The 18,732-nt window shown below is 40.3% G+C and carries 16 protein-coding genes; 13 read left to right on the forward strand and 3 right to left on the reverse strand.

The annotated features are described in order from the left end of the window. The first annotated feature begins 55 nt into the window (after positions 1–55). A complete protein-coding gene (locus tag CEQ21_RS15355; RefSeq protein WP_185765277.1) occupies positions 56–436 on the forward strand; it encodes a VOC family protein in 381 nt (126 codons plus the stop codon). A 102-nt stretch (positions 437–538) separates the two neighbouring features. Then, positions 539–1,006 carry a hypothetical protein gene (locus CEQ21_RS15360; protein ID WP_185765278.1) on the forward strand — a complete coding sequence of 156 codons (468 nt, stop codon included), beginning with the start codon at positions 539–541 and terminating at the stop codon, positions 1,004–1,006. Positions 1,007–1,142: 136 nt separating this feature from the next. On the opposite strand, the gene CEQ21_RS15365 is transcribed toward CEQ21_RS15360, so the two are convergent. Further along, on the reverse strand, positions 1,143–1,802 hold the full coding sequence (locus tag CEQ21_RS15365) for a methionine ABC transporter permease (RefSeq protein WP_419181619.1): 660 nt from the start codon (positions 1,800–1,802) through the stop codon (positions 1,143–1,145). Beyond that, positions 1,802–2,821: a methionine ABC transporter ATP-binding protein gene (locus CEQ21_RS15370; protein ID WP_185765280.1), complete on the reverse strand. Its 1,020-nt coding sequence runs from the start codon at positions 2,819–2,821 to the stop codon at positions 1,802–1,804. Before CEQ21_RS15370 ends, CEQ21_RS15365 begins: the two co-directional genes overlap by 1 nt. Positions 2,822–3,197: 376 nt before the next feature. Here CEQ21_RS15370 and CEQ21_RS15375 point away from each other — a divergent pair, with 376 nt between their 5' ends. From CEQ21_RS15375 to CEQ21_RS15420, 10 genes are all read left to right on the forward strand, one after another. After that, the gene (locus tag CEQ21_RS15375) at positions 3,198–4,727 is read left to right on the forward strand and encodes a glycosyltransferase family 2 protein (RefSeq protein ID WP_185765281.1); all 1,530 of its coding nucleotides are present in this window, start codon (positions 3,198–3,200) and stop codon (positions 4,725–4,727) included. A 229-nt stretch (positions 4,728–4,956) separates the two neighbouring features. Then, positions 4,957–5,688 carry a ZIP family metal transporter gene (locus CEQ21_RS15380; protein WP_144453939.1) on the forward strand — a complete coding sequence of 244 codons (732 nt, stop codon included), beginning with the start codon at positions 4,957–4,959 and terminating at the stop codon, positions 5,686–5,688. A 78-nt stretch (positions 5,689–5,766) separates the two neighbouring features. Further along, complete coding sequence (locus CEQ21_RS15385; protein WP_185767291.1) at positions 5,767–6,618, forward strand: NAD(P)-dependent oxidoreductase; 852 nt, start codon at positions 5,767–5,769, stop codon at positions 6,616–6,618. A gap of 148 nt (positions 6,619–6,766) precedes the next feature. Next, complete coding sequence (locus CEQ21_RS15390; RefSeq protein WP_185765282.1) at positions 6,767–7,588, forward strand: MurR/RpiR family transcriptional regulator; 822 nt, start codon at positions 6,767–6,769, stop codon at positions 7,586–7,588. Between the two features lie 137 nt (positions 7,589–7,725). Beyond that, complete coding sequence (locus tag CEQ21_RS15395) at positions 7,726–8,175, forward strand: VanZ family protein (RefSeq protein WP_185765283.1); 450 nt, start codon at positions 7,726–7,728, stop codon at positions 8,173–8,175. A gap of 224 nt (positions 8,176–8,399) precedes the next feature. Then, complete coding sequence (locus tag CEQ21_RS15400; protein WP_185765284.1) at positions 8,400–10,604, forward strand: GAP1-M domain-containing protein; 2,205 nt, start codon at positions 8,400–8,402, stop codon at positions 10,602–10,604. Positions 10,605–10,759: 155 nt separating this feature from the next. Beyond that, positions 10,760–12,370, forward strand: coding sequence for a gamma-glutamyltransferase family protein (locus CEQ21_RS15405; protein WP_185765285.1), 1,611 nt, complete (start codon positions 10,760–10,762; stop codon positions 12,368–12,370). Between the two features lie 241 nt (positions 12,371–12,611). Next, the gene (locus CEQ21_RS15410; RefSeq protein WP_185765286.1) at positions 12,612–13,535 is read left to right on the forward strand and encodes an LCP family glycopolymer transferase; all 924 of its coding nucleotides are present in this window, start codon (positions 12,612–12,614) and stop codon (positions 13,533–13,535) included. A 377-nt stretch (positions 13,536–13,912) separates the two neighbouring features. Next, complete coding sequence (locus CEQ21_RS15415) at positions 13,913–15,346, forward strand: NAD-dependent succinate-semialdehyde dehydrogenase (protein ID WP_185765287.1); 1,434 nt, start codon at positions 13,913–13,915, stop codon at positions 15,344–15,346. A gap of 160 nt (positions 15,347–15,506) precedes the next feature. Further along, the gene (locus CEQ21_RS15420; protein ID WP_235907265.1) at positions 15,507–16,121 is read left to right on the forward strand and encodes a cysteine hydrolase family protein; all 615 of its coding nucleotides are present in this window, start codon (positions 15,507–15,509) and stop codon (positions 16,119–16,121) included. A 79-nt stretch (positions 16,122–16,200) separates the two neighbouring features. Here the strand turns inward: CEQ21_RS15420 and CEQ21_RS15425 are convergent, their stop codons facing one another. Next, positions 16,201–17,901, reverse strand: a complete 1,701-nt coding sequence (locus CEQ21_RS15425) for a HAMP domain-containing methyl-accepting chemotaxis protein (protein WP_185765289.1) — start codon at positions 17,899–17,901, stop codon at positions 16,201–16,203. Positions 17,902–18,150: 249 nt separating this feature from the next. On the opposite strand from CEQ21_RS15425, the gene CEQ21_RS15430 reads away from it, so the two are divergent. Further along, positions 18,151–18,660, forward strand: coding sequence for a cupin domain-containing protein (locus CEQ21_RS15430; RefSeq protein WP_185765290.1), 510 nt, complete (start codon positions 18,151–18,153; stop codon positions 18,658–18,660). Positions 18,661–18,732: the final 72 nt, after the last annotated feature.

The raw sequence follows: 18,732 nt of genomic DNA on the forward strand, positions 1-18,732 counted from the left end.
AAGGGATTATACATAAAAATCGACACGAAGAGCGTATTAACGGGGAGGAGATAGTTTGGGTGAAGTAATTTCAAAATCGATGATTAATGGCAAGGTTGTCATCTGGACGTATGTCGAGCAGCTGCAAAGTTCTGTGGAATGGTATTCATACATACTAGAAATGGAGCCAACGGAACGGCATGATGCTGCCTACTTCTTTACGATTAATGAATACACAAAATTGGCGCTTTGCAACAGGTATATGAGGAATCCTAATTATGAGCTGCCTGTTAATGACTGCTTGGACCTGCAGGCAGATGACATATTTGCAGCACATCGCCAGCTTGAGGCAAAGGGTGTGCTTGTCGGTCCTGTTGATAACCCATTCCCGACCTATTATGAATTTTATTTTGTTGACAAAGAAAACAATAAAATACGAATTCATGGCTTTGAATAATAAATTGTAAGCGCTTTTAGTTAGAATTATTTTCCTGGTTTTTTGTCACCAATCTAGGCGGATTGCATACATTAAAGCATCAAAACCGAAAGGGGATTACGTATGTCTTATCCGTCAAATTATCCATATTATATTACGAATGACCAAAATCCATATCGAATAGGGGGAGGCTCATTTTTTCCGAATCCTGGCCCTCCAAGCGGTCCGCCGCCTTTCTCAGGAGGCCCATCAGGTGGTCCGCCACCGTTTCAACCAGGAGGACCTTCCTTCCAGCCTGACTTTGGCGGAGGATCAGGTGGCGATCAATATGGCCCGCCATCAGGACCGCCACCGTCCTTTGTGCCACAGTCTCAGCAATTGCAAGGAGCACAAACTTTTGCGATTGATCCTGGTGCCATGAGAAGATGCAGGTTCCGCTATACGTATGTTTGGCTGCGTAACGGCAGCTCCTTCTGGTTCTATCCAACCTTTATTGGCAGAAATTCTGTTGCGGGATGGCGCTGGAGAAACAACCGCTGGGTCTACTACGGTACAGATGCAGACCGTATCGTATCCTTCCAATGTACGTGAATATAAAATGAATGGTCGCGGCTTTCGTCTATTAGCAGTTTATGCTGCTAATGCGAAGGCCGTTTTCTAATTTAGTTTTATTGAATTTAAATAAAAAACACCTCTTTTGAAAAGAAAAGGTGTTTTTTTGAAAAGCTTATCTTCTTCTAACTCTCCGGGCCAGAAAAGTGCCTAATGACTGAATGACTTGAACAATGATAATAAGAACTATCACTGTGATTACCATAACAAAAGTATCAAAGCGCTGGTATCCGTATGTTAGTGCAAGGCTGCCGATTCCGCCGCCTCCAACTGTTCCAGCCATCGCTGTTGCTCCAAGGAGGCCGATTGCTGCTGTTGTTATAGAGAGGATAAGCGAACCGAATGCCTCTGGAAGCAGAAAATACCAAATAACCTGGAAGGGAGTTGCTCCCATTGCTTCAGCTGCTTCAAGAATGCCCGGGTTTACCTCCAAGATGGAGTTCTCCACAAGTCTTGCGATGTATGGAGCGATATAAATAATCAACGGTACAATTGCTGCTTCCGTCCCAATCGTTGTTTGCACGACAAATCTTGTGAATGGGATGATGGCAATCAGCAGGATGATGAATGGCAAGGAGCGGATTATATTTATGATTGGATTAAGAATATTGTATAAAAGCTTGTTTTCCAACACACCGCCCTTCCTTGTTACGACAAGGAGTATGCCAAGTGGACCGCCAATTAGTGTGCCGATTAATAATGACCAGCCAACCATATAAAGAGTTTCAATGCTTGCTTGGATAAATAAGTCTGCAGTTATGTCTGTTTGAAATATCATGCAGATACCTCCATAACTTGTATGCCTTGGTCTTCTAAATACAAACATGCAAGTACAAGCTTATCCGCTTCCCCCGTTAGGCTGATGGTCATCGTGCTAACAATATTTTCTTGAATTTCTACCATATTCGCAAACAGAATGGCAGGCACCACCTCAAACCGAGTAACAAGCTCATAAAGGAATGTCTGTGTCATTTCATTTCCAAGAAACTCTAATCGAATAATCTTGCTTCCTGATGCAGTTTTGAGTTTGCCTTTCATACTTTGTGGCAGCTCCTTTTGCACAATTGTTTTTACAAAGCTTCGTGTAGTCGGATGGGAGGGATTTGAGAAAACCTGCAATACATTGCCTTGCTCTATGATTTCTCCTTGCTCCATCACAGCAACCTTGTTACAAATTTCCTGAATGACGGCCATTTCATGGGTAATAATCATAATCGTAATATTGTACTCTTGATTGATTTTTTTCAGGAGCTGAAGGATGGACATTGTCGTTTGCGGGTCCAAGGCAGAAGTTGCCTCATCACATAATAAAACAGAAGGATTTGTCGCAAGAGCCCTCGCAATTCCGACACGTTGCTTTTGTCCGCCGGATAATTCACTTGGATATGCTTTTTCTTTATCTGCAAGACCGACAAATTCAAGCAGCTCAATAACGCGCTTGCGAATTTCTCCCTTTTTTCTTTTTTGCAAAACAAGGGGAATCGCAATATTATCAAACACGCTCTTCGATTCTAATAGATAGAAATGCTGAAATACCATCCCAATTTGCTTCTTCGCTGTCCGTAACTGTTTATCATTTAAAGATAACAGGGAATCTCCATTAACGATGACTTCTCCTGATGTTGGTCTTTCCAGAAGATTGACTAGACGGATAAGTGTGCTTTTCCCAGCACCGCTAAAGCCAATAACACCAAAAATGTCTCCCTTTTCTACTTTTAAGCTAATATTTTTCAGTGCCTGCACCTCGGCATCTTTTTTCTTAAATGTTTTGTAAATGTTTTTTAACTCAATCATATGAAATCCTTTCATTTAACGGCATTTTTATCCTGTGCTGCATTAATAATAATGAAATTGTGTTGGGAATACAATATTTAAGTGTAATAAATATAGTAGATAAACATCGGTTTAAATTGTTCTATATAAAGAAAGTGTAAAACGCAGATTAATGAGAGTCATTTTAATAATTTCTACGGATTTTTTTGTTGATAATTCATTTAAAATGAATTGACGGGAAAGCATTTGGATGTTAATATGTTCTTAGTTAAGAACAATTTTATTCTTGTATGAAAACAAACTGTATCACCTATTTTTTTAGTCATTTTGTTCTATATAGTGAACGAAATATGATAGGTATTCTATAAAAAAAACATGTAAGAGAGTTGGTGATTTTATGGCATTGTTATTGGAAAAAGAAGAAGGGAAAATGTCGATTTTTAGTATGCCTGGTGTAAAGAAGACATATATGAAGCCGCGCATTATTGCATTAATTCCTGCACACAATGAGGAGAAATCGATTCGGGACTGCTTAGCTGGCTTAAACGACCAGCTGCTGCCAAAGGGTGTTGAGCTAGATGTTTATGTCATTGCCGATAATTGCACAGACCGTACGGAGGAAAAGGCAATTCAAGCTGGAGAGGAATTCAACTTGCATTTAAAGGTAATAGTGACAGAGGGCAACAAGCTTCGAAAAGTAGGTGCGTTGAATTCAGGCTGGAAGCTATTATATGGCGATTTAATGGACATTTATAACACAGAGCTGACAGAATCACAAATCGTTTATAAACAAAGCGTTAAAGCAGTACTTGGGATGGATGCAGACAGCAGACTTGCTCCAAACTGTTTGAAGTATTTATGGGATGGGCTTATGAGTGCGCGTAATATTGGCGGTGTTATGGCTAAATACACCATGCGTATGCCAAAGAAAAAAAGTCAGCTCAGCAAAAGCGATGTATATTATGAAGAAAAAATTGCGAGCGGCGAATATGGCGGACCAATGTCAAGATGGTGGACACATCAGCAAAAGCAAGACATGGCAAGCTGGCTGCTTGACCTTCAATATCATGGCGGAAGCACCTATGTTCTTGGCGGCCAAGCAACATTGTTCAGACCAGAAGCGTTACAAGAGGTTGTTAACAACAATAAGCTGGATGGACCGTGGCAGAATGACAGTGATGTTGAGGACATGCTGCTCACATGGCAGCTTCAGAAATCAGGCTGGAAGACGCTTATAAGTCCTAAGGGAAGATGCTTTGTAGATGCAATGCGCTCTTATCATACTTTCCGAGAGCAGCGAAATAAGTGGAATTCAGGTACGGTTGAATTGCTGACAAATAAGGATTTGGATGTAAAGACAAGACATAAGGGGAAAATCTGGCGCAGTCAGGTTAAACTATTTTCCGATTTACTGATCCGTGTGATGTTCATCGTGTTACTTGCAGTTGCTCTTGCAACAGATCAGTATTATTGGTCATGGATTTGGCTGACACCAATTGCGCTCGCATCTTTTTTAAATATTATTTTAGCAATGAAAACGCCGATGTATCGTCCGATTGATGTGATAATGGCAGGCTTGCTCATAAGCCCTGAACTGTATTTATGGGTAAACTTAATGACATTTGGTCAAGTGTGGCTTGGTAAGCTTTCCGCAAACAAGAAAGACGGCTGGGCCAATCAATACGCTGCAGAATCAGGGAAAACACAAAGCAAACTCGCACAAGGAATTTTACTTTGTTTATTGCTAGCAGCTGGAGGAGTTTATCTGTGCTACAATTACCGGGATTTCCTTACTACTGCTACTGTACAAGGTGCAATTGAGCCGTACTTGATGGGAGGCTGGGTCGTTCTGACTTACTTAACGATCATTAAGTCACTCATGATGGTTTATCAAATTTGGACACTTCGTGGCAGACATACAGCTTGATTTATAGAAAAAGTAGAAATAAAGGCTTGAAGAAAAAGATAAAGTAAAAGTTCTAAGGTTAAGGCGGACAGAGAAATGCTGCAACATAATATAGAAGATAGATAGAGTACAGCAAGCTTAGCTGTACTTTTTTTTTGTGGAATAATCGCTCGCACGCAACTAACGCTGGTTTTAATGAAACGAAAAAAGAGAAAGATACAAGAGAGAAACAAAATAAGGAGGGATTCGCATGTGGTCTGCGGCGATGTGGGGCGGTATTTCCGGTTCGGCTGTTTTGCTTGGTGCGTTGGCTGCACTGCTGCTGCCGATTAAACGAAGAATCATTGGGTTTATTATGGCGTTCGGTACAGGGGTGTTGATTGGTGCATCTACATATGAGCTGCTAGGTGATGCAGTTGAAAGCGGAGGCTTGCTGCCGACAAGCTTAGGGTTTTTGGCTGGAGCAGTCGTCTTTTTTGGATTGGACTTGCTAGTGTCACGCAAAGGTGCAAAGGACAGGAAAAGGTCGACAGGTGACAAGGAAGGCAATCAATCTGGAATAGCGATTTTTATCGGGACTGTCATGGATGCGATTCCTGAATCGATTATGATTGGCGCAAGCTTAATCGGTCAAAATAGTGTGAGTGCATTACTAGTTATAGCTATTTTTATAAGTAATATTCCAGAAGGACTTTCAAGTACAACAGGTCTATTAAAAAGCAATTATTCAAAAAAGAAAATTCTTGTGTTGTGGATTAGTGTACTCGTCATTTCAACAGCTTCCTCCTTCTGTGGTTATGTATTTCTTGACCATGCATCAGAGGAATTAATGGCTGCGATCGGTGCATTTGCTGGTGGAGGCATTATTGCCATGGTTGGATCAACGATGATGCCAGAGGCGTATGAAGAAGGTGGGTCAATAACGGGTTTAATAACAGCATTGGGCCTCCTGACATCTCTTATTCTTGATTATATGTCCTAAGAGAGGTACAACACTTGTCTGCACTATTTGGTATGGTAAAATGAAAGAAAAATTATCCATAAGGATGGTGCTATAGTGATGAAGTTAGGTTGGGTCGGTTTAGGAAATATGGGAGTGCCAATCTCTATGAATCTGTTAAAGGCAGGTTACGATGTGACAGTATTCAACAGGACTGCATCGAAAACTACTGAGCTAGTTGCTGCTGGCGCTGTGCAGGCAAAAACGCTTGAAGAGCTTATCCAAGAAAATGATGTTATCTTCACAATGGTATCGGATGATGAGGCAGTTAAGGATTTATACTTCTCCAATAAGCTTTTAGAAACAGCAAAGCCCGGACAAGTATTTATTGATATGAGCACAGTTTCACCAGCTACCTCTAAGGAATTATATGCAGCAGCGAAGGATAAAGGAATTGGTTTTATAGATGCTCCTGTTTCAGGCAGTGTTGCCCCTGCAAAGGAAGGGAAGCTGCTTGTACTCGCAGGTGGCGAAGAAGAAACATACAACAAGGTAAAGAACCTGTTTGAGCCAATCGGCAAAATGTCGATTTACTTAGGCGAAAGCGGGTCTGGCAGCAACGCCAAGCTTGCGATTAACCTGCTTCTTGGCATTACTGTTCAAGGCATTGCGGAATCAGTTCTGTTCGCAGAGCAGCAAGGTATTAAATTGGAGGACATGCTGACAATAATTAACGAAAGTGCAGTTGGAACTGCCATTTCGAAAATGAAGACACCAGCAATTCTCGAGGACGAGTATCCAGCTGCCTTTGCATTAAAGCATATGGCTAAGGACTTACGCCTTGCCAAGGAAACAGGAGAACTAAATGCAATCGGAAATTCTGCTCATCATACATATCAGGATGCCTTGGCAAATCAGCTTGGAGACCTTGATGTAATGGCAGTAATTAATGAGCTTCGCAGTAAACAGTAAGTAACAGGGGCTGTTCCAATATTGGAGCAGTTTTTTGTTGTTGTCTATCAAAAGGCTTGCATTTTCATGCTCGAAAAATCAAAATAAAACTAGTAAGGATGGCAGGGGTTACATTAAAGACAGATACTAATAAGCAAGTGGTGATCAAATGAAAGATATTATTTTTAGGCTTTTGGATTTTATTAATAACCATAAGACAAGGGACACGAATTACACCATCGCATTGGCATTGCTGCGGGACGTTTATAAAATCCCGGATATGAATATAAGTGCATTGGCAGACTCCTGTTTTACATCCCCTGCTGCTGTTACGAGGTTTTGCCGCAGAATAGGCTATAAAAACTTTCAGGAGTTTAAGGATTATGCCAAAATAAGTGTGATGGATGCCGCTCCTGCTTTCCAGCCTGGTCAAAACCGGGAGAATCCAGAGCAGATTGGGGAATTGCTGCAAAAAGTTCTTTATGAAAAGATTGTCGGCTGGCTTAAGGCGTCAGAAAATGTGATTGATGTACAGAAAGTACAGGAAATCATGGAGTGTATCCATCGTGCAAATAAGGTTTCCTTTTATGGGACACAGCTATCACAGGCAATTGCACAGGATTTTCAATTCAGGCTTGTTAGATTAGGAAAGTTTGTAAGCGCTTATTCAGATGTGCAGGAACAAAAGACAGATATGGCGGATTTGGATGCATATTCTGTTGCGGTTGTTGTAAGTCCGTCAGGGCGATTTATTGCAGGTAATGAGGAGCTGATGAGACAGCTGCTAGAAAGTGGGGCAAAAGTCATCCTTATAACACATAATAGGGATGCGAACCTTTTAAATAAGGCAGACATTGTTTATTATTTAAATGGCGACAGCCATGATAAAACAGGGTTTTCCTCAGAAAGATTTTCGTTGATGTATTTTTTTGATTTTGCTATCGCGTACTATCAAGAGCTTTTTTATCATGAAGAAACAGACAGAAATTAATATAATAGCCGGGAAAGTGAGAGTCGTGCCTTATAAAAAGGCAAGCTCTCTTTTTTTTCGTTAGTTTTATGGAAATATTGGAAAATGTGATATGATAAGCAAAACTCATTTAAGGGTCTTGGATATTGATGAAGTAGGTGGTCAAGATAAGTGAAAAGAAAAGGCTGATAAATGGCATGCTGCTTGTATCCGTATGTTTTATCTTTTACATGACGATGTTCCCAAACCGCTATTTAGGGATTGGAATTGAAGAAGGCGGCCATAATTTCATCCCTTTTTTGATGATAAAGGAAATGTTTGTGGATAGATCTGTTTTTACATTTGTGGTCAATAATTTTGGCAATATCGCCTTGTTTATGCCTTTTGGTTTTTTTCTGCCAATGGCTGTTCCGAAATTTAGACATGTAATCCTTACTACTGTTGCCGGCTGCTGTTTATCAGCGGTAATTGAATCAATTCAATGGTTCATGAAATACCGGTGGAGTGATGTGGATGATATTATCTTAAACACGATTGGTGCACTTGCTGGCTTCGGAATTTATAAGGCAGTTTTAAAGGCAAAAGCTCATATTTCTATCTCGTTGTAGGCAGGCTCCGTCATATGGACCTGCCTTTTTTGTGCGATATGTATTTGCTCTACAAACTTTCTTGCAAAACATTCTATTATACTAGTGATAATCCGTTTACGATAGTACTAATATAGTGTAATATTTGCATTATATGACAAATAAAAAACTAATTTGATAGAGAAGAACTAACATTGCAAATGAAAGTAAATTCAGCATGATTAGACAAAAGGGAGGGGCGCTATGTGAGCGATAGCTTGATCCAGCAGTATATGTACAAAAAGGTCAAAAAAGGCTTATTACTTGAGGGGGAAGGATCTGATGCAGCTTTTAGCACCCCGAATCTTGATGAACAATTTATCCAAACGAATCTTCAGCCACTTTTAAGTGATGAGTTGAAGAAGGAAGACGATCCTCCATCCTTCCAATTGCTCCAGCCTGAAACAGGGGAGCTTGTTATTGGACAAGCTCAGTTACTGCTTTCAGAAAGGTCAGTTTTTACCCACCAGTATATTATCCCGACAGAGCGTAAGGGAGAGTGGGTTAGAAGTCCAGAAATGATTTTTCAAACGCAGTTTCTAAGCAATTACGATATAGGCAGAGAAGAAGCTTTAGAAGAATTAACGGATATTCCATGTGAAAAAGCAGAAAATATATTCAGGAAAAAGCAGGAGTTGTTCTATAGCCTGAAAATAGATGAAAGCATCTTTAAAAAGCTGTTATATGCTTGTTTATCAGCGGCAGAAAGCGCTAAAACCGTCTATGTATCGCTAGACATACCGATTACAGAGCAAAATAGGCATGCAGTAACATTATTAGAATTGCTGTACATACATTTGCCTTATGCTGCAAGAGAGGTTTTTGGCGCTGTTTCGTTCCAGAAAGCGGCAGCAAAACAAAAAAATGTTCACCTTATGTTTGTGGAGCAAGGCAGCATCCGGTTAAGAAATCATGTATTCGAAAATCAATTTGTTTTTGATTTTACAAAGAAAAGAATAAGTGGTGTGGATATGGAAGGACAGAAACATGAATACCTCGATTTTGCATATGATGCCCTGCAGACAGCTTCTAAATTGGATGATTTTTTTCTTTTTGCAGAAAGGGCGCTTAAAGGGCTGAAGCTAAATGATCAGCTGAACATCAGCTATTATGACCGCTTATGCGCCATCTACCTGCTCGACGTTATGGATTATGACGGGTACGAACGGGATAAGCTTGGAATTTTACAGCTTTTATTAGCACTGCTGCAAATAAATCATAAAGAAAAACCCGAAATAATCGAGATAACGGGAAAAATACTGCAACGTGAAAAGCTACAAAAGGATGGCTTGATTACGAAAGAGTATATGAAGGCAGTGTTTGATATCCATCAAATTACCGGCCTCGTTGAAGCAGTGGAGTTTACCGTAAGAACATTGGCTTATTATCATGAGGAGCCACTGTGCAAAGAGCTTTGGTCCATGTTAGATAAATACCCACGATTATATAAGCAGGTTCTGACATTTATGGATGATATAAAAGGCTCCTATCAAGAGATAATATCCCTTCATTTAGATGATAAGCTCAGCCAGCGTCAATCATTCGAAGCTTATCTTTCTAATATGGCAAATCTTTTGCATGCGCATGTATTCTTTATTGATGATAAAGAATTTGTCAAGCGTGTGAAAAAACGGCTGCTAATTGAAGTGAAAATAAGCAGCAGGCCGTTTGCGATTGCAGAAAAATTCTTTGATTTCTTATGGAAAAACAGCATCCATCCTGCATTTGTGAGAGCTGTAATGCCAGATATAAAACTCGAGCTTTTAAAGCTTGCTCAATTAGAGCGGCTGCAGCTAGAGGATGTCCGCATCTTTGGTGAGCTGTTTCTGTCTGCACATGCCATGGAGGATAGTGCTCTTTACAAAAAAGGGGTGGAGGGTGAGATATTTGGACTTCTTCATGCTCTTCATGCTGCTTTTTTTGAAAACATAGATCATGTAGAGAGCTTAACAGAGCTTGTAGATAGCTATTTGCTGGAAGATACGAAACAAGCTGGCAAAAACATGATAAAAGAAGGTGGACTCTTCCAGCCATTTGAAAGACTTGTGCTATTTTTCCAAAGAAGTGAAGGAAGCAGAATAGACCATGACAAGCTTTTTGCCTTTCTTGCCATTTATAGCTCTGATACACAAATGCTTGAGTATATCATGTGGTCTTACAAAAAATACGGAATGCAGGATGGCAATTACGTTCGTGCTTTAAAGGGCTATTTGGTTGGAGACCGTAATTCGATTTGGAAGAATAAAGACTATCAGCGCAAATTAAAGGCAATCAGATCTCAATCATTCAAGAAACTCTTAAAGGAAGTGAAGCGGAAAAGATCCGGTAAGCTTTCACTTTTGTTCGGCAAATATGGTGTCATTCTTGTATTGCTTGTCCTGCTTGCAGCAGGGGGATTTTTGTTTATTTAAGGCGGCAGTTTTGATGTGAAAACATCAAGACTGTCGCTTTTTTTTTATTTTGCCGTGTAGAAGTGGTGAATCTTATGTTAAAATAATAGAAAATTATAAATTTTCTTTATAAGACGGGACAACTCAGGCCCAATACATACATAACAGGAGGCACTATGCTAAATCACGATCCGCTTTATAATCCATACCCTTCAAAACGAAATACTGTATATGCGAAAAAAGGGATGGTAGCTACATCCCAGCCCCTTGCTGCCCAAGCTGGGATTGATATTTTGAAAAAAGGCGGCAATGCAGTTGACGCTGCTATCGCAACAGCAGCAGCTTTAACAGTTGTTGAACCAACATCCAATGGAATTGGCGGAGATGCCTTTGCATTAGTTTGGATTAACAATAAGCTGCATGGACTAAATGCAAGTGGCCCTGCTCCAAGTGCCATTTCTATAGATGCTGTAAAAAATGCCGGCCATGAAGAGATGCCTAAGTATGGTCTGACACCAGTTACTGTGCCTGGCGCACCTGCGGCATGGGCAGAACTATCGAAGAAATTTGGAAAGTTGCCGTTATCAGAGGTCCTTCAGCCTGCCATTCAATATGCGGAGGAAGGATATCCTGTTTCTGCGACATTAGGACACTTCTGGGAGAAAGCCTATCAAACATTTTCAAAATCTTGTACAGATGACGTTTATCAAAATTGGTTTGAAACATTTACGCCAGATGGCAAGCCACCGAAAATCGGGGAGATATGGAAGTCTGAGTATCACGGCAAAACTCTTCGTGCTATTGCAGAAACAAATGGTGAAGCATTTTATAAAGGGGAAATTGCCGATAAGATAGACGCCTTTTCTAAGAAATATGGCGGTTACATTAGGAAGGAAGATTTAGAGTCCTATTCACCTGAATGGGTCGACCCGATTTCTGTTCATTACAAAGGCTACGATGTTTGGGAAATACCGCCTAATGGTCAAGGTCTGATTGCACTGATGGCGTTAAATACGCTGAAAGATGATAAGCTTGCAGCAAAGGAAATACCTGAAACATATCATCTTCAAATTGAAGCGATGAAGCTTGCGTTCACAGATGGTCTTAAATATATTACGGAAGAAGACAAAATGAGTGTAAGAACTGCTGATCTTCTATCTGACGAATATGCTAAAGCTAGACGGGGACTTATTGGTGAAACAGCAATTGAGCCAGAGCCAGGCAATCCTCCGAAGGGCGGAACAGTTTATCTAGCGGCAGCGGACGAAGATGGTAATATGGTTTCCTTTATCCAAAGCAACTACATGGGATTCGGTTCAGGAGTTGTTGTGCCTGAAACAGGGATAGCCCTGCAAAACAGAGGACACGGCTTCAGTCTTGATCCAGACCATGATAATGCCCTTGTACCTGGTAAAAAAACATACCATACGATTATTCCTGGCTTCATCACAAAAGACAATGAAGCAGTCGGACCGTTTGGCGTAATGGGGGGCTTTATGCAGCCACAAGGACACTTACAGGTAGCAATGAACTTGATTGATTTTTCTCTTAACCCGCAATCAGCATTAGATGCGCCGCGTTGGCAATGGGTCGAGAAAAAGGTCGTTCAGATTGAACCGTCCTTCCCAGAGCATATTGCACACGCATTGGCACGAAAAGGCCACGATGTGCAATGGGCACTTGACTCTGGTTCCTTCGGCAGAGGCCAGATTATTGTTCGTAATAAAAACGGCGTTCTTGCAGGCGGCACAGAGTCGAGAACAGATGGCTGTGTAGCAACTTGGTAATGGAATGAAATACTAACCTCAATCGAATGAGTTCGGTTGAGGTTTTTTTTATATAAGGGCAATGCACATGGGCAACAAAGGTTTTTTGTATATTGATGGCTGCTCTTTGCAAATACTTTATATCAACAGGATATTCCCTGTTGATTAAAGCGTATTTTGGAGGAAATTGTCTTTTTTTCATTTATTTTTAATGTTAATTTGCTATGATGGTAAATATTTTGACGAGAAAGCGAGAAATAATATGAAGAAAAAAGTCCTGATAACAATCGGCTCTATTATTGCCGTGCTTGTACTGGGAATTGGTGGATATGCAGCCTATCTTTATCATTACGTGCAAAAGACTGCAGACAAGATGTATGAGCCAGTGGCAGAAGAGGATCAATCTGCGGCAAAACAGAGAGAAACAAACCTCTCTAATAAAAAGCCAATTTCGATTTTATTGATGGGTGTGGATGAGCGAGAAGGAGATGTTGGCCGTTCTGACACGCTTATGGTGATGACAGTTAATCCGAAAACAGAAAAAATGCAAATCGTTAGCATTCCAAGGGATACAAAAACAGAAATTATCGGTGAAGGCAAAACGACAAAAATCAATGCAGCTTACGCATATGGCGGTGTGAAGATGGCATTTGATACAGTCGAGAACTTCACAGGCATTGATATTGACTATTATGCACAAGTGAATATGGAAGCATTAAGTGACCTTGTAGATGCAGTTGGCGGAATTACTGTGAACAATGAACTTGACTGGATTGATGAAGGCTATTATAAAAAAGGCTATCATTATGAGGAAGGAAACATCCAGCTAGATGGTCCGAAAGCTCTCGGTTATGTTCGTATGCGTCATCTTGATCCAAATGGTGACTTTGGTCGGAATGAGCGCCAGCGTAAAGTGCTGACAGCAATTATCAATAAAGCGGCAAGTATTTCATCCGTGTCTAAATTTGATGATATATTAAATGTACTTGGCAGCAATGTTAAAACAAACATGACTTTTGATGAAATGATGGATATTCAAAAGAACTATCGTGGTGCAAGAAATAATATTGAACAGTATGAGGTCACAGGAACAGGTGATACTTCAACAGGCACCTATTACTTAGTCGTTTCAGATGAAGAAAAACAAAAAGTACATGATATGCTTGCAGATAATTTAGAACAGTAAAGGGGCGGGAAACCGCTCCTTTTTGTTATGTGTTATAAACTAATTCAGTTGTAAATTATGGTAGTATGAGCATCTCCAAGGGGTGCTGCATGGACAATCTGTTAAAATGGAACAGAACTTAATTAATCAAACAAGTAAATAAACATGCAACAGGTGAGGCAGAGGTCTTTAATGCCTGCATTCGAGCTCCTTGATAATTCTTAATTTGAAGGCGGTAAGCAATAGAAAAGATGTAGTAAAACAAGCTTTTGTTATTGGCCAGTGGAAAAATAACAAAAGCTTGAGAAGACAGGAGCTGGATGAAGCGTTTATAGCTCTCATATTCAAGCAATCATAAATTAGAAGCTTGCCTGATAAGCTAAAAGGAGGATTTCATTATGTTATATATAAATGGAGAATGGGTTGAGGCAAATAGCGGTGAAACGTATCCTGTCCTTAACCCTGCGACAGGGGAGCTTATTGAGGAAACAGCAAAAGGCGGAAAAAAAGACGCGAAAGCAGCAATAGTTGCTGCAAAAGAGGCATTGTCTGCCTGGTCAAAGCTAACTGCAAAGGACAGATATGTATATATAAAGAAGGCAGCAGATATCCTTCGTTCTCGTGTTGATTCCTTGTCGAAAACAATTACGATGGAAATGGGGAAACCATTAGCTGAAAGTGCTGGTGAAGTACAGCTTGCGGCAGAATATCTTGATTGGTATGCAGAAGAGGGAAAACGTATATATGGTGATACTGTTCCGTCTAGTTCACCGACGAAAAGAATTCTTGTGTTAAGACAGCCAGTCGGCGTAGTTGGCGCGATAACACCTTGGAATTTTCCGATTGCCATGATTGCAAGAAAAATAGCCCCGGCACTTGCGGCAGGCTGTACGGTTGTGATAAAGCCGGCAGAGTCAACACCTTTGACTGCTATTGAAGTGTTAAAGGCATTTCATGATGCCGGATTGCCAAAGGGTGTATTGAATCTTGTTCATGGTATGCCACAGGAAATTGGTGACGCCATGATGGAAAGCCCAGATGTTCGTAAAATTACATTTACAGGCTCCACAAGGGTTGGGAAGGAGCTTGCAAAACGAGCGGCAGATACAATGAAAAAAATCTCGATGGAACTTGGTGGACATGCTCCATTCCTTATCTTTGAAGATGCAGATCTTGAGAAGGCGGCAGAGGGTGTGATTGCAAGTAAATTCCGGAATGCTGGTCAAACTTGTGTTTGTACAAACCGTGTATATGTACAAAAGAACATTAGTGAGCAATTTGCAGACATCCTGACAAAAAAGATGTCCAAGCTTGTTGTTGGAAATGGTTTAGATACAGGCATTACAATTGGTCCGCTAATTAATGAAAATGCTGTGAAGAAGACGATTGAACATGTTGAGGATTCGATTCAAAAAGGAGCAAAGCTGTTAGCCGGCGGTAAAAAGCCTGAAGGTGAACAATTTAAAAATGGCTACTTCTATGAACCGACGATTCTTGCACATGCAACACATGACATGAAAATAGCAACAGAGGAAACGTTTGGTCCTGTTGCGCCTCTGTTTGATTTTGAAACAGAAGAGGAAGCAGTGGCACTTGCTAACAATACTGTATATGGTCTTGCTGCTTATTTCTATACGAATGATGTTTCCCGGATTTTCCGAGTTTCTGAAGGCTTAGAGTATGGCATTATCGGCATTAACGATCCTCTTCCAACAGTTGCACAAGCACCATTTGGAGGCGTGAAGGAATCTGGGGTTGGCCGTGAAGGCGGAAAATATGGGATTGAGGATTATTTAGAATATAAATACTTGTCCCTTGAGTTAAATATATAAATTTTTATGCTGATTGAATACAACTGCAGCTTCCTGTGAAGAAGGCGATTGTTTTCAATCAGCTTATTTTTGTTTTGTGCCTAACGGGGATACAGAATTGCCTTTAACAAATACTACAAAGGAGCATTGCTCAAAATCTTGTAACGAGAGGATGAATAGGATGAGTGTAGAATGGAATCCAGCTCGAAGTGCGCTTGTGATTGTAGACGTGCAAAATGATTATTGTCATAAAGACGGCAGTATAGCGAAGCAAGGATTGGATGTTTCAATGGCTGAACAAATGCTGCCAAACTTAAAACAAATGATACGTGCATGCAAGGAAAACAACGTGCCGGTTATCTACATTCAGACAATTCATGAAGACAGCACCGATTCAAAAATCTGGGTGAAAAGATTAAAGAACAAAAGCCAAAAGGATCTGTGCCGAAAGAATACTTGGGGATCTGAGTTCTTTCACTTGGCTCCAGAAGAAGGGGATGTCATCGTAATAAAGCATCGTTACAGTGCCTTTATTAATACAAGATTTGACAGTGTTCTGCGTGCAATGGAGATTGATACATTGCTTATGGCAGGTGTTAGTACGAATATATGTGTGGAATCAACTGCACGGGATGGGTTTATGCTCGACTATGATATTCTGTTATTGTCTGACTGCACAGGTGCCTTTACTCGTGAGGAGTATGATATGTCATTAAAGACAATTAATCAGTTTTTTGGGAGTGTAACAAGCTCTGCAGAAATCATGGAAAGCTTGAAGCAGGAAGTTCAGGTTTAACTGTTCGTCTATTCTGATAGACGGCAAAGAAACAAGAAAAACCCACAAGGCAATTTGCTTTGTGGGTTACTTACATAAATTAGATTCTAAAACGATTTACAACCGTCATCAGCTCTTCAGCCATGCCAGCCAATACTTGTGCGGAAGCCTTGATTTCCTCCATGGAAGCCAATTGTTCTTCGGTCGATGAAGCAACCTCTTCTGTATTATTGCCGTTAACCTTTGATAAGGAAGCAATCTCATCAGCAGATGCTGAAGCACCCTGTACATATGAAGCGATTTGCTGGATTGTTGCCGTAACCTCTTTAATTTTTGGTGTCACCTTTTGGGTGCTGTTCAGAATTTCGCCAAATGTATCAGCCGTTTCTGTTGAGATTTTAACACCGTTCTCTGCTTGAGATTTTGCTTCATTTAACAAATTCACTGATTCGGCAGTATCTTTTTGAATACCGCTTAATAGTCTAGAAATATCCTTTGCAGAAACTTGCGATTGCTCGGCAAGCTTACGCACTTCGTCAGCGACAACTGCGAAGCCTTTGCCATTCTCACCTGCTCTTGCCGCCTCTATGGCAGCATTCAGGGCAAGGAGGTTTGTCTGTTCGGCGATATTGCTGATAATATCAATGATAGACCCAATTTCCTTTGATCTTTCTGATAAGGAAGCAATGACAGTGTTGGAACGATTAACGGAATTAGAGATAGATTCCATTTGTGCCAAGTTGCTGCTAATAGAATTAGAGCCTTTTTCCGCATTGTCTGAAGCAGTTTTAGAAAGCTCGGAAACAGCCTCCGTATCTTTTTCGATTTTCTGGATGCCATCAAGAATATTAAATAAAGAGCTTGAGTTATCATCTGTTTTTGACATAGTGATCTCTGTTCCGCTGGCAATTTGCTGGATAGAAGAAGTGATATTTTCTGCTGCCCGTGCCGATTGGTCTGCACTTGCATTGAGCTGTTCTGCAGATGAAGCAACATGGTCTGCGTTGCTTGCAATTTTCGTTATCATGTCTTTTAAGCTGTCTTGCATTTGTGTAAATGATTCATTTAAATGGTATATTTCATCTTTATTTTTAAGCTGCATTGGCTCAGTATTCAAATCACCATCTGCAACCTTTTGCATTTTAGTTTTCAGCTTGCTGATTGGTCTTACAATGAACAGCGATTGAATAACACCAGCAGCAATAGCTATAACTGTTGCTGCAATACTGATAATCAGAATGAACAGTGTACGGTGCTGTGAATCTTCTTGAGCCGCCGCCATTTTCGGTTCTAAAATATCATTGTTAAGCCATGTTATTAAGGCTGTTGTTCTATCTGTTAAGTTGTTTGAAATCGGTTCAAGTGCTTCTAGACCGTCCGCAATCGCAGCTGTCTTATTTGTGGACGAGCTTGACAGGCTGTTCATACTGGAATTAGCTTTTTGGAAGTAATCAGCGTTTAGCTCCTCGATTTGATTCAGTCTGTCCTTTGTTTCCTTAAGTGTTGCAAGCTTTTTACCCTGCTCAACAAGGTTCTTAATATTGCTGTTTGCACCGTTGAGCTGACTTTTTAACTCTGGAGTTTCATAAAGCATAAACCCTCTGTAGCTGGCAACCTGTGTTGCTGTATTTGTTTTGATTTGTTCGCTGATTGAACGCAGCTCTTCAACAGTGTTTATAAGATAAACAAAGGACTCCTCAGTTTTCTTAGAGCTAGTGTAAGAGTAATAGGAAGCAATGCTGAAGATGAGCGAAACGATAATAAAGCTTCCGATAAGTTTTTGTCTAATGCTTATATTCATAACCTGTCCTTCTCCTTTTAAAATATGAAATCTGGGAAATGATAACAAGCTGACCATCTATAAATTAATCGGAAATAGACCGTTAGACACTTGTTTCATTTCTTTATTGTCCATTCTATATCGGCGGAATTTCTGGAATTTTAAGCCTTTTTATCAATCTAAAAAACAAAAAATACAGAAGCATTTAATAGAAGGAATTTTTTTTTGTAAAAGGGGTATAGAAGAGCTATAGAGGGGGAGTGGGTTAAAATGGCAAGAGATGTTACATTGTATTATTTTGAACCAAGTGGCTTTATTCCTAATAATCCAACATTCCCTGTTCTTCACTATAAGCAGGTACTCAAACATAATGAGCACAATATCGGCAAGATATTTCGCTCTCATAATTGGCGGAACAGCTGGGTGGATGGCATCTTTTCCTATCATCACTATCATAGTAATTCGCATGAGACACTTGGAATTATGAAGGGCTCTGCACTGTTGCAACTTGGCGGGGAACATGGGAGCAAAGTGATTCTGAACGCTGGTGATGTACTGGTAATTCCAGCGGGAACAGGGCATAAGAAGCTGTCTGGCACACCAGATCTGCAGGTGATTGGAGCATATCCAAATGGACAGCATTATAATACAAAAAAGGATACAGAGGAAGACTTTCTTCATTCCCCGGAAGAAATTGAAAATGCCCCATTTCCTCTTGAGGACCCTGTATTTGGTGTGCGTGGTCCATTAACAGAAATTTGGAAAAGAAATCAGGAGTAAATACCTAATTAATAAAAGGGAAAACAGTTGTTTATACCCCTGATTTCCCTTTACATAAATACATAATTTAGG

The organism is Niallia circulans, assembly GCF_007273535.1.
GTDB lineage: Bacteria > Bacillota > Bacilli > Bacillales > Cytobacillaceae > Niallia > Niallia circulans_B.